Here is a 15990-nt window from a genome sequence, read left to right on the forward strand (position 1 = left end):
TCCTTTTATGGAAAATGGGTTACGATTTCACCCTTAGGTCCCATCTGTACCAAGCCCATCAAGATATTTCGTACCATATCTGAACGAATCTGCTCCTTCATGGTTTCAAATCCCATATAGGCTTCTCGATAATATTCTACGATAGGATTCGTTTGACTAGCTGTTTGCCCGCCAATTGCCATCATCAACTGTTGTAGGTAGTCCACCTGTTCTACCCAGTTATCATCAATGGCTTTAAGCATGGAAACTCTCAAAAATTGGTCATATAAATCATGAGGTTCTAACAAGGTCTTCTTATCATTTAACTCACTGTTAATGATCTGAATCAAGAAATTTCTCAACTCTTGTTCATCTTCAATGACTAGATCAAGAGGTAATTCTCGGATATTAAAACTGATATTCGTGACAATATAGTGAAATAATTCTTCTCTAGTTTTTATGTTTTCAGATAAAATTGTTTCAATATACTCGTCAATCATCTCAGATAATACATCTCGAAGATCCCTATCACCGTTTATTAAACGATTTCTTTCCTTATAGATGAGATCACGTTGGATATTCATACTCTCAGCATATTCTAGTGTTCTCTGTCTGTTGGCGCGACTAGCACTATCACTTGCATTTTGAGCCTTCTCAACCAGTCGGTGATATTTTCTTCCCTCAAGGATTTGTGGTTGAGTAATATCAGCAACACTATACTCCTTGTACATTCTGTGAACCCAGGATGGACCAAACTTCTTGATAACATCATCTTCTAATGATACAAAAAACTTCGACAGACCTGGGTCTCCTTGTCTACCCGAGCGTCCTCTGATTTGCAGATCGATTCGCTGGCTTTCCATTCGTTCTGTACCGATGACTACTAGGCCACCGAGTTCTGCAACACCCGGTCCCAATTTAATATCTGTTCCTCGACCTGCCATGGATGTTGCAACCGTCACGGCTCCCATCTGACCTGATTCTGAGACAATTTGTGCCTCACGCGCAGCATTATTGGCATTCAAGACGTTATGGGCAATTCCTTCCCGTAACAGTAGGGACGAATAGAGATGCGACATCTCAACAGATCCGACAAAGACTAGTAGTGGGTTTCCTTTGATATGGTATTCCTTGATACATTCAAGTGAAGCATAAACCTTTTCTGGTAGTGTTACATAAAGATTGTCTGGATAGTCTTTTCGGATTAAGGGACGATTGGTCGGAATTCGGATAACAGACATATTATAAGTTTCCAAAAATTCCTTCTCTGCGACCTTCCCAGTCCCAGTCATTCCTGATATCTTATTAAACATTTTGAAAAGACTTTGATAGGTGATAGAAGCCATCGCCCGCGTTTCAGGAGAGAGTTTCACATGCTCCTTGGCTTCGATAGCCTGATGAAGACCTCCCTGCAACTTGGTCATTTCCATCAAACGACCTGTTCCTTTATCCAAGAGAATCATTTCATCATCTCGAATGATATACTCCTTATCTTTCGTAAACAACTTATGAGCTCTCAAGGAATAGACTAGATGTCGTACATAAGTCGCGTATTCTTCCTTATACAAGTTATCAATCCCTAGGAAGTTTTCAGCAGTTTTAGCCCCCTTTGTAGTCAACCATATCTCTTCTTTTTCTTCTTTAAAGATATAGTCTTCATTTTCAACCATGGTCGTTACTAAAGTATCGATGATGCCATAGTAGTTGGACTGAACGCGAGGAGATCCCGCAATGATGAGTGGGGTCTGTGCACTATCTAGTAAAATATCATCAATTTCATCAATGATGACATAATCAAATGGGCACAAAAACTTTTCGTTACTACTGGAAGCCAGATTATCAGTTAGATAATCAAAACCTAGACTACTATTGGTCAAATAGATAATATCTGAGTTATAAATTTTCCTTTTATCTTCGGCTTTTAATTCTTCCTCAGGATCATCAGTGAATGGGATTCCTATACTCAAACCTAAGAATCGATAGACCGGCCCCATTTCCTCTGCGTCACGCTTTGCAAGATATTCATTGGTCGTAATCAACATAGCGCCTTTTCCAGTTAGCGCATTGAGATAAAGAGGCATGGTCGCAGTCAAAGTCTTTCCTTCACCAGTATTCATCTCCGCAACGTTCCCCTGGTGGATGACAATGCCCCCCATAACTTGAACATCATAAGGAAACATTCCTAGGATTCGCTTATCAGCTTCTCGTACAACTGCAAAAGCTTCAACAAGTAAGTCATCTAGGGTTTCCCCCTCTGCTAAACGTTGACGAAACTCTACCGTTTTTGCTGCCAAGGTTTCATCGCTAAGAGCTGCCATCTCATCTTTGAGACCATTGATCTTTTTTAAAGTAGCTCTGACTTTTCTGAGTTTTCTATTTTGATACAAACTATTAAACACGATCATACTCCTTAATTGAGAAAGAATAAAAATCGAGTGACTCAAACCCAGCAGCAATGAGAGAAACTCTATAGGTATAAGCATCCTCAGGATAAACGAAAGAAAAAGATAAGGTTTTTTCAACTTTTTCTTCTAGCACTTCGTCGTAACGGTCCAAGAAAACTAGTTTGATGTAAATGCTATTTTCAGGATAACAAGTCATATTCATGGTAAATTGATAGCGATGATTTCTTTTTAAGAGAGGTAGGCTGGGTTGACTTCTACCACCTTGATAATTCAAGCTTGAAAGCCATGATTTGAGAACTTCTCCTGGAGCTAGTAATGGATTTGAAAGACTGATATGGCCATCTTCCCAAAACTGAACTCGAGTTCCATACAGGTAAGTTGCTCCCATATCTCCCCAGAGTATGTCTTCTCTTTGATTTATAATCATGTCTCACCTCTTCCAAATTCTGCTTGTAATATCATATTATAAAAATGGATAAACCAGGTAACGTTGGTCCCTGTATCATCATTGTGTCGACCGGCTGTTCCCTTTGATAAGATCTTCGCTCCAGTTTGACAGAGCGTAGTGACTAGCTGATCATAAGCATGACTATCCATATCTTCATCCTTCATGTAAGAAAGACCAAACGTCGTTTGAGAAAAATCTGCTTGTTTGAAGGCAGACCAAAAACGGTTATCCAACTCATCCATGTGGGCTGGGCTGATTCCTCCAGTTTGATGATGAAGTACGTCGAATCCTGTTGGAAAGACACCTGGTGCTTCCAATCTACCACGTCTTGCAATTGTTCCCAAATTTGCTAAGGGTTTACCTACAACGATTCCTTTCGGTTCGAAGAATGAGCCATAGTAAAGAGAGGGGAAGGTTCCCATTGATAAACCTGATAAGATCAAATCTTTTTTATCAAAACCTAAGTATTCCTGATAATGTTCAATCGTTTGTTTGATTTTTTCTTCTAGTTCTTCACTACCTAGGTAAAATGCTCCACCTTCTAATCGAGGATCAGAGAACAGGATGAAGGGACACTTAAAATTTTGCATCATCCAGTATCCTTCAAATCCCTCGGCAGAACGAAACCCTGCGAAATAAACAGCTAATGGTGGTTTAAAATCGCCAGGATGGAAGAAGTAGTTAATCTCATCACGCTTGTTATCGTGTAAGATATTCCCTCCGAGAACAAATTTCCCAAAGTACTTCCGACTCCAACGTTGGTGTAAACTTCCTAGTTTTAGGATTCCCTGACCACGCGCCTCGACAGACATACAGAGGTAGGAATTGTAATCCTGATCCATGATTAGGGATGTCTTCAGGTCCTCTTCTGTATAGATCAAGTCTTCAACTACATCTGAAACCGAACCTTCAGGCATTTTTTTTACCCGAAACTGAAATTCTACACCTTCACTTTTTTCATACTCTAACCACAATTCGATTGGAAGTTTTGTTGAAGAGACAAAGTTATATTTCCAAGTAGCTACTGGAGAAAACTCAGAACCAAAATCCCCCTCTAAGAGCAGATACTCAAATCCTTGATAAGAAATAGATCCCTTAAAACTTGGATGAACCTCAATTGTAGCTGGTTTCATCTTGTCCCCGTATCCACCACCAAATAAGGAAGTAGATAAATCTTTTAAGAGCTTCTGTGGGTCTGAAAAGTCAATTGCTTGGGCACAGCGTTTTTTGATTAAATCCAAAATAAGAGGATTGCTTGTTTGAAACTCTTGGTTATAGAAAATCGTATAGGGCTCGATTATTTTAATAATTGGGAGTAGGTCAATCAAGTAACGGCCATCTTCGATGAGAATTGCATTGAACTTGCGAATCTCATCCATTTTTATCGTTTCCTTAAGAGCCTTAGGAGAATTAGGATAAATATAATACCATTCCAATTTCTTAGGGATCTCATAACGATGTTTCCAATTTTCTGTCCCTATCTGTAGGATTTTAAGATCCTTTGACATTTGTACTCTCCTCTATCCATTGATCTAGTTTTTCCACAAATTTTTCACCTGTATGTTCCTTGATCTTATCAATCGAGTAAATCAAAGACTGATTCCACTCTTTTAGGGTATCCAGGTAGTAATGGGCTGCTTTCTTAAATTCTGAGATAGTAGAAAGCAGGTAGCCATTTTTCAAATGGTCAACATAGACAGTCTCTACTTGATTCACCTGAGGAATCCCTGCACTAATTCCCGCTATTTGGGTATATAGGTGAGGTTGGGGATTCAAATCAACAATCAAACGAACATATTCTAAGGTCTTAATCATTTCCAATTCATCATTGATGTTTAACAAGCGGTAACGGAGTTTCTGCTGAGCATTTTCCGTTAAAGGATTTTCAGCCCCTTCAAAGTCGATTGCTTTCTCAAAAATTTCTGCTGAGAATTTTTCATCTATAATTTCCTGAATTACCTCTGCGACTCTCTCCATCTGATCGTTATTGGCAGCAAAAGCACCAAAAATTACCTCAGTGTCTTTGGTCTCTGCAAGGAAGGATAAGATTTGGAAAAGTCCTTCTTTGTCCACTTCTTCTTCAAAATTAAGTTGATAGTAAATAATGGATTCCCTCTTTGTCTGACTTTTTCCTAATCTCAAACGAGTATCAAATGGCGATAAATGTTTGAACAGATTGTATTTATCTGGATACAAGTCCTGCAAAAGCTGAAGGCTATCCTCCCTATCAACCAAAACCAAATCGACCTTGGATATAGGATCAAGTAGGTCTCTCATAGCCTCCTTTGGATTACGACCGATGAAAAGGCTCAAGATTTTTGGATTTGCTTCGGGTAAACGTTCTAAGATGAAATCGTTATGTCGCGAATCAGATGGGACAATAAACAAATCACTACTCTCATGAATCTTTTCGAGTCGTCTCTCGAAAAATTCAGCAACTAACTGCCCCATATCACTATAATGGAGCGAATGAAAACGAAAGGCAAAAATAGGATTAATCTCTACCCTACCATCCTCTTGCAAATACTCTCTGAATTGCCAAATTCCTTCAGGATTCAGGTAATCTTGATAAGCTGGATAATTGTCCTGATAATAAATGACACTCGAAACAAAGCCTCGATCATCCATAATATAGTGACTGGTCATCCGACCTAGGGTATCAAAATACTGGATATCACTAATAAATCCTTCCACACCATGCTCAATCTGGGCATAGCGTTTTCCATCTTTTTGGACAATAATGGCGAAAGGACTGTACATAAATTCACAGTCCTTATCCCACTCAATATCTCTGATATTTAGTACTCGTGGAGAAATATCAGTAATATCCTGCATCTCATCAAAAATAGAATATACTTCCGCCTCTAAAACACCATGACGATGTAAAAAATAGCGAAGATGTGGTTGATAGGCTAAAAGCAATAGACATGTTGATAGTTCCTGTCTATGCAGCATCCGAATCTGATTAAAGGTATCGTCAAATTCTAATTTAAAAGAAGCACGATACCATGGAATGAGATCAGCATGCCACTGCCGATGGCTACCATACCAAGCCGGAATAAAATAATACATTACACTCTCCTAAATCAGTGGTTTATAAGTTTCGTTTAATTTCAGTGCTCTAATTTCATCTTTAATGTTAAAGATCATACCACTTAAAATCATAAATAAACCTGGTATCATACTCACTCTCAATAATTGTTCATCAACTAAAACAAACAACATCGGTAGACCTGCGAACAACACATTAAAGATACCACCTACAATAGCAAACTTGAATACTAGATTATTGATATATTTACTAGTGTCCTCACCTGGATAGATGCCATAAATATACTCGCCAGATTTTTTCATCCGTTCCGCCACCTGTTCTCCACTAATATTGACAAAAGCAAAGGCAATACTAAAGACAAACAAGGTCGCTATATAGGTATAAATCCACAAGGGTTTCCCCATCGCATATTGGATCGTTATTTGTTGATAAACTGGATTTCCTGGATCAAATAATTGCAACAAAAGAAGCAAGTAAGTTGGTAAGTTAATTAAACTCATCACGTACATGAAGGGCATCCCACCTGCAGGATTCAGCATTATATCAAAATAAGAATAACGCTTAAAGCGAGAGTGAAGACCAATCTTATTGACTGGAATCCGATAACGAGCACGATAAAAAATTGCGATGAGATAGGCAAATACGATCCCCATCGCTCCAAGTATTACGATAATCCACATAGGAATCCCTAATTTTTGTATGGATTGTACAATGTCTTGGGGAATATAAATAATCATACTGGTCAACAAGATGACAATAGAGCCACCAACACCTATCACCGAGTTAATATCTGATAACCATATCAAGAAAAAAGTTCCGGCTATCAGCAAGGTCGTGTTGAGTATGAGTACCAAGAGTGTATTATAATTGTCCTTGATTGGTAGATTTACCGCTAAAGCTAGCGATTGAATCAAAGCGATTGTCAAGGTTAGATACATCTTTCTCCGATCTTGAACCTCTGCCGAACCAGAGGCAAGATTCAAACGCTTAGAAAAGGAGAACATCTGCCATAAAATCATCGATGACATCCAAGGAGATAAACCGACTGAAAAGATTGACAAGCTCCGTAAATTTCCACCTGTAATTGCGGTTGAAAAGGCCAAATAGGCGGTAGCACCACCAAGGAAATCCCTGCTATTCAAATCGATAAAAGGAAGAGTAATCCGACTCCCTAATACATAAATAAAGAGCAGAAACAAGGTTCCTAGGCCTTTCTTTACTGCTATTGATGAAAAAAATCGTTTCACGAAATACTCCTTTTCATTAGTTATAGGTTGCGGTCAAATCACTCAAGCTGTTGTTACAAATGAGATTTGAAAATTATATCATTCTTCACTCATCCTCTAATCTTACAGGTAACTCTCAATCACTTGGTAATTAGTTAGTATCCAAGTTTTTCATAGCAGCTACCAAGTCCTCTGGTTTATCGATAGAGAAAATGCCATCATAGATACTATCTTCAGCTTTTTTTCGAGTGTCTTCAAAAGCAAAAATTTTCTTTCCTCTTTCTTTTGCTCTTGAAACTACATCCAAGACTTCATCACCCCTATTAATATCCAAGTAAACACTAGAATCATCCAATAACCAATCAATTCTTTGATGAAGGATAGACTGGTACAAAGTCATATTAGGATAAGAGGATAGCTTTGTGACCGACTCAATACAGTAAACTGGAGCTGCTAGATGGAAATGCCAATCTGGTAGGCTACTAATCAAATACTCTAAATGCTCTACATTAGCACTCCAAGTCACAATCATCGCTTGTTTTTGAGATTGATTACTCCGTTTAAAGTAGTTCAAACTAGAACGTTTAAAAGCAATCTCTGTCCAATCCAAATCTCTATAAGTCCACCAGAGTTCACGAAGCCGTGAAATACTGTAGGTGTTCCATGGCTTATCATGACTAGCAAAATGAACAATTACTGGTGGCTGATCGTCCAGACGTTGACACTTCTGAGTTAGGTGATAGATATCTACACCTACCATATAATTATAAGTTTGGTCTAAGGGCAGCCATTTGTTTTCAAAGTAAATATTTAAAATACTTTGGTCCCCTAGATGCACAGCCTGATTCTGTTCTGCTGCTAATTCTAATAGACTATTAACAATTGAGTGCTCTTTCCATTTTGCGACATCCATGATTAAAACACCAGAATTAAATCCTGATTCCCTACCTTCGTAGGCATATACATCATCGACAGCACCTACATAATAGCCTTGAAGATCCATTGTATATAAAGGCGACAAGTCCCCTGTCACAATGATATCTGAATCAAGGTACAGAACTCGTTCAGAATGAACCACTTCCGTAGCAAAAAAACGAAAGTATGAAGCGTAATTTAAATGAGGGCCGGTCTTATAACCTTCAAATATCTCTTTGCTCAAATGGACATTGTGAATAGTAGAATTCACAACTGTCATTTTCTTTGCTAATAACTTGAACCACTCTGGTGCGATATCACTATTTAGTATATAAAAATCAACATCTTGATTATGATACAAAATCGATTTAATGGTTGTTTCTAACTGAATGAGATAGGCATTATCTGCTGCTAGTACAATTGACTTTCTCACAATTCTCTCTCCTTCATATAGCACTTAATTGCTTCTACCAATTCTTCTGGTCGACTTTCAGAGTAAATACCTGCATAGCAATTATCAGGCAAATCTGGACAACGACTACTATCAAAACTGAGCATCGGCTTTTGGTGTTTTTGAACCAAATCATAAATGTAAGTTAGTTTTTGGTCCATATTTAGGTCTAAATAAAGATCCGCTTGTTCAAGAACATTCTCCACTAAAAGAGGGAAGGAATTTGGATAGAGGGTCACATTTTGAAAAGCTGATAAACGCTTCAGTTCATCTGCCATAAATGTCTGAGCAGCAATGTAAAAATGGACCTCAGGCAAGTGTTGAGCCAGATAATCTATTTTCTTAACACACCAAGAATTTGTTAGGTTCATGCACTTTAACTTGGGTTTGTATATATCTGTAGCATAAACAAGATTCTTTTCTCTCCAAGTAGATATGATATATGACCACTCCATCATGGAATAGTGCCACCATTGGTCTCTGAGACGACCAACAGAAAATTGGTTCCAAGGTTTGTCTGGAGAGATATAGTGTAAAATTTTTGGAAGAGGTGTTAGCGGAAAATCAAAGACAAAACGATGATTCATTTCAGCTGCACCAGCATCAAAACCTATTTGAAAATTATAGGTATCTTCTAGCTGATAACAACTATCCCTAAAGAGAATATTGAGAATAGACTGATCTCCTTCTCCCACGTTTTCATGCTCTCTCTCAGTTAAATCAACCAATCTCTGTCTGATATTATCTGATTTCCACTTTTTATTATTGATTAATAATACTCCTGCATTAAAACCAACTCCTGCACCAAAACAAGAACGAGCTGCTGCCAAATAATTTTCTTCTAGATCTATTTCAAACAGCTGACTTAAATCACCAGTCACAACTAAATCACTGTCTAAGTAGAGGACCTTATCTTCTTCGACAAAATCTGGAATAAAGTAGCGGGCAAAGGTCATGTGATTGATATGAGGCAACTGATTAGTCCAGTTCATCTTATATTTTGCTCCAATAACCTTGCAATCAATCAAATTCCCACCCATTTGTTGAATATAGGTTCGAATATTCATAAACCATTCTTGTGGAATATCTTGATTGAGTACATATATTTTCAAATGGCTATTATGGCGACAGATTGATTTTATAGCAGTTTCAATTTGACGAATATAGGCATAATCCCCCGCAAAGATAACTGACTGCTGTTTTTTCATTCCTTCTCCTTTTACTGAGTTGCTTTTGATAAATCAGCAACTATTTGACTTGTATAGGTCTCATCTTCGATAAATTCAATATCTTGATCAAAATTATATTCAGCCGTATGTTTATGGGCAAATTTAACCTTGGTTTTAGCCCCCATTTTCATCCACTCATACTCTGAGTCGATGTGCCCAATGTCTAAGACCTGATGCCCTTTCTGACTTAGACGGTAAGCCAAAACCTTGGCTGTAGGTCCAAGCATACATAAAACAAGACGCCCAGCTGCATGCTTTTCTATCTCTTGCTCAATCTCATCGACACGCGAATAGGCACTATGGGATGAACAAACAATTCGTTTAATCGATTTTGCTTCAGCAAATAAATCATTGCCGACGCCCGAACGCGAAGTAGCCCCTTCTACGATAAGTAGGTCACGATTTTTCCAAATACTTTTTAGTTTATCAAATTGACCTTTGGCCTGACTCTTATCTTCAAAATCAATGTAGGGACGAGATACAAAGGTTGACCCATACCACGAATCCGTGCAGAGCTCACGATAGAAGTCCATATAATGATCCATATGTTCTTTCCAGAAGGGAATCGCCCATGATGTAAATTTAAAACGATCCGTAAAGGCATCAGGAAGGCAGACTACTAAGTCTTTCGTGCTTTCTAGACCTATAATCTCACGCATGGTAGATACGAGATCTTCATCATAGTGTTGGTAGGGAATTGAATGCCCTGCTAGCATATTGATCTCACCATCTCCAAAGCGGACTAAAGACGACTGGTTGGCAATGATATAATCCAGAGTTTCATCAATGCTCTTAACCCGAATAGGATCTTCTTGTTTTGCTAGTGGTTCCCCATCAAGAAGTTTTTGAAGATCTCCTAACATCCGTTCAGGGTGCTCACTCGAATATAATCTTTGACCATGATAGCCATTTTGAGATTTATAAAAAGCAAAGACAGGCTTAGACAGTTGCGCTACATCTGCAACCATATATGAAGTCGAGGTTTCTAGGTTAATATCCAGATAAACATCCATCTGCTCTTTTAGCTCTTCAAGTTTTTCTTTTGAAATAGCTGGATGGAGGTGAATATTTGGATAACGATTGGATAAGTCATAGAGTTTTGGACCCATACTTGTCCAGGCTGCTACATGAAAGGCTACATTTGGCAATTGTTCTGCTAAGTAGTCTAATTGTTCTAATTCTTGAGAAGCCGTAAAGGTTAAACACGTTAATTCTGGAACTTGATAAAATCGTGTAAAGCGCCCATTCACCTTGAAATCTTTGATTGCCTCAATCATCAAAGCAGTTTTCCCTGTTTCAAATAAAATTTGACCACAATTTCCATGTTGGGTGGATTGGAAAGCCAGCATTGGTTTTCCTTGTTTTTTCAATGGAATCTAGCATCGTCTGATCCACATTGCCATGGTTAATATCAAGGTAGATTGAGACTATATTTTTAAGATTTTCTAATACTGGAGGAACAATTTGAGGATAGAGGCGGACGTTATCATAGCTTGCCAGTCTTTTGAGCTTTTCGCCCATATCGGTCCAGGCTGCGATATGGAAAATCACGTCTGGTAAAGCTGTAAGCAGTTCTTCTATTCCTTCTAAATCTTGCGATGTTGTAAGCGTTAAGCAAGAAAATCCTCGATTCTGAGGGGAAACTAGCTCAAACTCGCCCATATGGTGTTGCAAAATTTGAGTCCATTCTAAATCATGAAAATCCCACCAGAGATCGCGGTAGCGATTAGCTATCAATGTCGTCCATGGTTTTCTATGAGATAAAAAATGCAAAACAACAGGTCTGTAGGATGATTCATCAAAAAAATTAGGCCAGTTACTAAAAAAAGCGACAGTATCGTGTCCAACTTGCAAGTTGAATCGACGGTCCAATTCTAACCAGTTATTCTTAACAACCTGATTAAAAATAGTTTGATCACCATTGAAATTTTTAAAACGACCTTCTGCTACTATTTTTAGAGTATCAATTGATTGAGAAATTAATAACTCTTTAATATTCTCTTGTTTCCATTTGGCATTATTAATTAATAAAACTCCTGTATTAAAGGTAATTCCCTCTGTATCCCGAACAGCAGCCAGCCACTTATCTCCAAGATTATTAGTAAATAATCCCTCTAAAGAATCATTCACAATTAAATCCGAATCTAGATATAAAACCTTGTCTTCTGGAACATAGTCGGCGATAAAATAACGAGCATAGGCAATCGCACTGATATGATCATGCTTACTCCACTGCTGAAACACAGCTTGCTCAGGTAACTTCACATCGATGATATCACTTCCCAGCATTCGGGCTATTTTGCGAGGCTTCCGAAACCAGTCTGGCATGATATCTTGGTTTAAAATATAAATGTTAAGATCTCGATTGTGATATAAAATTGACTTGATAGTCGTTTCGAGCTGGGAAGTATAGGAACAATCTCCAGCTAGTACAATTGCTTTTTTCATATATTCTCCTAGTTAATTCCTAATTGATAGATGGCATCTACCAGTAATTTTTTTGTAAAATAACCTTCTTTGATTAAATAACTGAAGGTCTTGATTCGCTCTGTCATGACTTGATACTTTTCTGGTGTCATATTATCGACTATTTCGTGAACTTCTTGTAGGTTATTTGCGATAAATCCTAAACCTTGATCCACGATAAAGGAAGCAATCGATAAGCTAGGTGGCACAATGATTGGAAGACCTGCTGCTAAATAGCTACTTACTTTATGAGAGAGATTCAAACTATAGTAGTCTTGGCTTTCTCCTTGATTTTGATAAGTCCCCCAGACTAAACCAAAACCACCTTTCGATAATTCCAAGAGCATTTCCTCATCTCGCTTCCATCCTTCGATACTGAGATTCTTGGCTTGTTCATTAGCGACACCCTGATTTGAAAAGACTCTAAGTGGAGTATCCTGGGACCAATTTTGCAGGTCTGGAAATCTTTCCAAACTACCAGCAAAGAAGATTTCTTTTTTAAAGGCGGGTGTATAAAGAGATAGATCATGCGGATGGTCCCACATCCCCTGAATGAGAATTTTCTCGGTCGTCAATCCTTCTTGAATCAAACGTTCCTTCATTCTTTCTGATGGAACTACTAGAACGTCTGACAAATTATACATCGAGATGTACTCTTTCATCAGATAGTAATTGCTCTCAAACATCAAAGGAGGTACATCGTGGATAAAGCAGACAATTTTGACACGTAAATCCTTTAACTTATCAAGGAAGAGACGATCAAACTCAAAGCCATTCCAGGTTGGAGATTGAAAAACGAGAATATCCCCAAAGGAAATACTGGCCATGATACCATCCAAGCGTTTATTCATTTCTGAGGGCGTATCTGCAGCTATGTTATAAAAGTAGATTCCCACTTCTCGGAAACCTAGTGTCATCGAAATTTTTTGAACGGCATTCTGAGCTAGAATAACGGTACTGTCTCCAGCCATACCATAAAGATTGGTTAAGTGTAGTTTCATAGTTTCTCTTTTATATATTTAAAGCAAAAAGTTATCAGTCCAGTGTGATTACAAAAAGGCACCCTTAAACATGACCTAGATGTTATCTATCTTCTTATTGAGGAGAGATATGAGTTTTTTGCAGTGCATGTAAATGGTAGTTTTGACCCAATTCTGTCCATTCAAGATTATGATAATACCACCAAACATCACGATAGTCTTGCATCCCCAGATCATCCCACGGTTTTCTATTCGAAAGATAATGAATAACACCTGGATAGTCTTGAAATTTTGGTAGTTTATAATCTGTAAATTGCTTATGACTCACAATATAATTATTATCAAAATCCAACTCTAGCCACTTATTTTCAAAGAGTTTATTCAAAACAAGTTGGTCCACCTGATCCGCCTTGTCATGCCATTTATTCGTTAAATCAATCAATCGTTGGGTCATTTGTTCTTGTTTCCATACACGATTGTTGATAAGCAAGACACCTGCATTAAATATTTCTTGATTATGGTACACTTTTCCGACATAATCACGAATCGCAGCCAATGGATAATCTTTTAGATCTGTTTCAAATAAGTCATCTAAATTTTTCGTTACAACCAAGTCACAGAGCCCTATCTTCTTTTACAAAGTCAGCTACAAAGTAACGCAGAAAGACTGTATGACTGATATCTGTTTTATAACGTGAAATTTGCTCGGATGTTACTCGACAATTGATAACTTCCGAATCAAAGTCCCTTAATCGACTATTCAATTGTATAAACCACTCTTTTGGAAAATCCTTATTGATAATATAAAAACGAACCGAACGATTGTGGTAGCATATAGATTTCATGGTGGTCAAAACCTGATCGACATATAAAAAATCAGCTGCCAATACGACGGCTTTTTTGTCTTCTTTATTTTGAGGAAGAAGTCTATCCAATAACATCTTTTTCTCTTTTATGTAATTTAATTCGTGAGAATTAGCTAGACCTCTATTGTAACCCTCAGAACTGATATAATCCAAACTCATTTTATATGCTCGCCTATGCTCCGAAAGTGGATATCCTAACGTTGCCAATAAAGATAATCTCTCTTCAATTATATAAATGGCATCTCTAATCCATTCATCAGTCCATGTATTAGATAAGCTTCCCTCACGAACTCTATAAATATAGGCTGATTTATTAACGTATACAACTTTTTTCGAATCTAATAAAGCCTTCAAATTAAATAATGCATCTTCTCCGATTCTATCAATTGGAAAACGAAAATTAGCCATAATCTCTTTTTTATATATTTTCCCCCAAGCTACAATCAAAGCAGAATTTAACAATTCTTTTGAATCGTACAAACAACTTATAATAGACGTGTTATCATATACTTTTTCATAATAGTCAGCAGAGGTGTGAAAATAAAAAACTGAATTAGCCTCATTAAATCTCGTATAATTTCCAACCACAATATCTGCTTGATGTTCTATCAATTTCTCATACAAAAACTGAACATAGTTTGGTTCCAACCAATCATCCGAATCAACAAAGGTCACATAAGATCCTGTCATTCGGTCCAAACCAGTATTTCGCGTATCAGAAACGCCACCATTTTCTTTTTCCATATAGATAATGCGGCTGTCCTTTTGTTCATATTCATGACAGATTTGTCCTGAGTTGTCTGTAGAACCATCATTTACAATGATAATTTCCAAATTTTGATATGTTTGCTCCAGAATACTATCTAAACATTTTTGTAAGTATTTTTCAGCATTATAAACCGGAACAATGATGCTAATCAATTCCTTCCCCATTCTAGCTTACTCCTAATTTTTTCAGACTTGCTCTTCCCATTTCTTTGATAAAAGGAACGAAAATTTAACTCCTTTCACCTTACCCTTACTGAAGATTATAGAAATCATTTTATACAAAGGTAGTTATTACAAATATATACAACTATAAACCTAGACTAACTGAACTAGATTTCTAAAATCCATCCCTTATTTCTCAACTTTAATTTTATAGTACTTGTTGATCCAAAACACTGTTCCTACTATTTTATAAGAATTAATATTTGATAAACTAATTCCTTGTGATTTTTCTTATTTCAAAAAAATAGAGATTCTAATAATTACACTTTTAAATACAAAAATCTACTATACAAGTATACCATTTTTATACATTTTCATAAAGTCAGACAACCTTAGAAACATTCATTTTAGCAAGAAAACCTCCATGAGAATACTATCTCATGAAGGTTTTTACGTCTTGCTAATCTATTACAACTAGTTCAGATAGATTTTAGTCTTCATCTTCTCTTTTACGACGTTTAGCTACTAAACCTAACCCTGTTAGACCTGCTACAACTCCAAGGAGAGCATTTGTAGCTGAAGCTGTTTCACCTGTATTTGGTAATTGCTTACGGGCCTTAGTGGTATCAGTTTGTGGAGCTTGACTAGTTGAAGTCGAATGAATCATAGACGCGCTTGTGCTTGCTGACTGGCTTGCACTGGTTGACGCTGACTCAGAGGCCGATGTGCTGGCTGACTGGCTCGCACTGGTTGATGCTGATTCAGATGCTGATGTGCTTGGTGCTTGCTGATTCAGAAGCCGATGTGCTTGCTATTGACTCGCACTGGTTGACGCTGACTCTGAAGTACTTGCGCTTGCTGAGTTAGACACACTTATTGATGCCGATGCTGAAACACTTGTACTTGCTGAAGCTGACGCGCTGGTTGATGCTGACTCAGAAGTAAGTATGCTTTCGATATTCAAGCTTTCAATAGAATAAATCTCTGGCATTCCCTTACTTGTAACGATTGTGTCAGATGCCGATGTGCTTGCTGACTGGCTT

The 15990-nt window shown here is 37.6% G+C and carries 10 protein-coding genes and 2 pseudogenes; all 12 read right to left on the reverse strand.

Annotated elements, in window-relative coordinates:
• Positions 1–5: 5 nt before the first annotated feature.
• Positions 6–2384 (reverse strand): accessory Sec system translocase SecA2, encoded by a 2379-nt coding sequence (gene secA2 / locus HMPREF2728_RS01345; RefSeq protein WP_398578137.1) that lies wholly within the window; start codon positions 2382–2384, stop codon positions 6–8.
• A complete protein-coding gene (gene asp3, locus HMPREF2728_RS01350; protein ID WP_060955172.1) occupies positions 2371–2811 on the reverse strand; it encodes an accessory Sec system protein Asp3 in 441 nt (146 codons plus the stop codon). The genes secA2 and asp3 overlap by 14 nt, the downstream gene beginning before the upstream one ends.
• A complete protein-coding gene (asp2, locus tag HMPREF2728_RS01355; RefSeq protein ID WP_060955171.1) occupies positions 2808–4340 on the reverse strand; it encodes an accessory Sec system protein Asp2 in 1533 nt (510 codons plus the stop codon). The genes asp3 and asp2 overlap by 4 nt, the downstream gene beginning before the upstream one ends.
• A complete protein-coding gene (gene asp1, locus HMPREF2728_RS01360; RefSeq protein WP_075226847.1) occupies positions 4324–5904 on the reverse strand; it encodes an accessory Sec system protein Asp1 in 1581 nt (526 codons plus the stop codon). Before asp1 ends, asp2 begins: the two co-directional genes overlap by 17 nt.
• A gap of 9 nt (positions 5905–5913) precedes the next feature.
• Positions 5914–7131: an accessory Sec system protein translocase subunit SecY2 gene (secY2, locus tag HMPREF2728_RS01365; RefSeq protein ID WP_060955169.1), complete on the reverse strand. Its 1218-nt coding sequence runs from the start codon at positions 7129–7131 to the stop codon at positions 5914–5916.
• A gap of 130 nt (positions 7132–7261) precedes the next feature.
• Entirely contained in the window at positions 7262–8458 is a 1197-nt protein-coding gene (locus HMPREF2728_RS01370) for a glycosyltransferase family 8 protein (protein ID WP_060955168.1), read from the reverse strand.
• The gene (locus HMPREF2728_RS01375) at positions 8455–9684 is read right to left on the reverse strand and encodes a glycosyltransferase family 8 protein (RefSeq protein WP_060955167.1); all 1230 of its coding nucleotides are present in this window, start codon (positions 9682–9684) and stop codon (positions 8455–8457) included. The genes HMPREF2728_RS01370 and HMPREF2728_RS01375 overlap by 4 nt, the downstream gene beginning before the upstream one ends.
• An 11-nt stretch (positions 9685–9695) precedes the next feature.
• Positions 9696–12153, reverse strand: a pseudogene (locus HMPREF2728_RS11005) (SP_1767 family glycosyltransferase).
• Between the two features lie 8 nt (positions 12154–12161).
• Positions 12162–13172 (reverse strand): sugar transferase, encoded by a 1011-nt coding sequence (locus tag HMPREF2728_RS01385; RefSeq protein WP_075226848.1) that lies wholly within the window; start codon positions 13170–13172, stop codon positions 12162–12164.
• A 100-nt stretch (positions 13173–13272) separates the two neighbouring features.
• A pseudogene (locus tag HMPREF2728_RS01390) lies at positions 13273–14950 on the reverse strand (glycosyltransferase); the annotation flags it as partial.
• A 487-nt stretch (positions 14951–15437) separates the two neighbouring features.
• On the reverse strand, positions 15438–15614 hold the full coding sequence (locus HMPREF2728_RS10925) for an LPXTG cell wall anchor domain-containing protein (RefSeq protein WP_075226849.1): 177 nt from the start codon (positions 15612–15614) through the stop codon (positions 15438–15440).
• 144 nt (positions 15615–15758) lie between these two features.
• The coding region (locus HMPREF2728_RS10930) for a hypothetical protein (RefSeq protein ID WP_261674101.1) at positions 15759–15990 on the reverse strand (232 nt) is incomplete at its 5' end.

Origin of the sequence: Streptococcus sp. HMSC061D10, from assembly GCF_001808865.1 — a bacterium.
Taxonomy (GTDB): Bacteria; Bacillota; Bacilli; order Lactobacillales; family Streptococcaceae; genus Streptococcus.

What these genes read in the sequence shown, in the direction of transcription:
- secA2 (WP_398578137.1), bottom strand. Translation starts at nt 2,384, where the DNA reads ATGATCGTGTTTAATAGTTTGTATCAAAATAGAAAACTCAGAAAAGTC.
- asp3 (WP_060955172.1), bottom strand. Translation starts at nt 2,811, where the DNA reads ATGATTATAAATCAAAGAGAAGACATACTCTGGGGAGATATGGGAGCA.
- asp2 (WP_060955171.1), bottom strand. Translation starts at nt 4,340, where the DNA reads ATGTCAAAGGATCTTAAAATCCTACAGATAGGGACAGAAAATTGGAAA.
- asp1 (WP_075226847.1), bottom strand. Translation starts at nt 5,904, where the DNA reads ATGTATTATTTTATTCCGGCTTGGTATGGTAGCCATCGGCAGTGGCAT.
- HMPREF2728_RS01375 (WP_060955167.1), bottom strand. Translation starts at nt 9,684, where the DNA reads ATGAAAAAACAGCAGTCAGTTATCTTTGCGGGGGATTATGCCTATATT.
- HMPREF2728_RS01385 (WP_075226848.1), bottom strand. Translation starts at nt 13,172, where the DNA reads ATGAAACTACACTTAACCAATCTTTATGGTATGGCTGGAGACAGTACC.
- HMPREF2728_RS10925 (WP_075226849.1), bottom strand. Translation starts at nt 15,614, where the DNA reads ATGATTCATTCGACTTCAACTAGTCAAGCTCCACAAACTGATACCACT.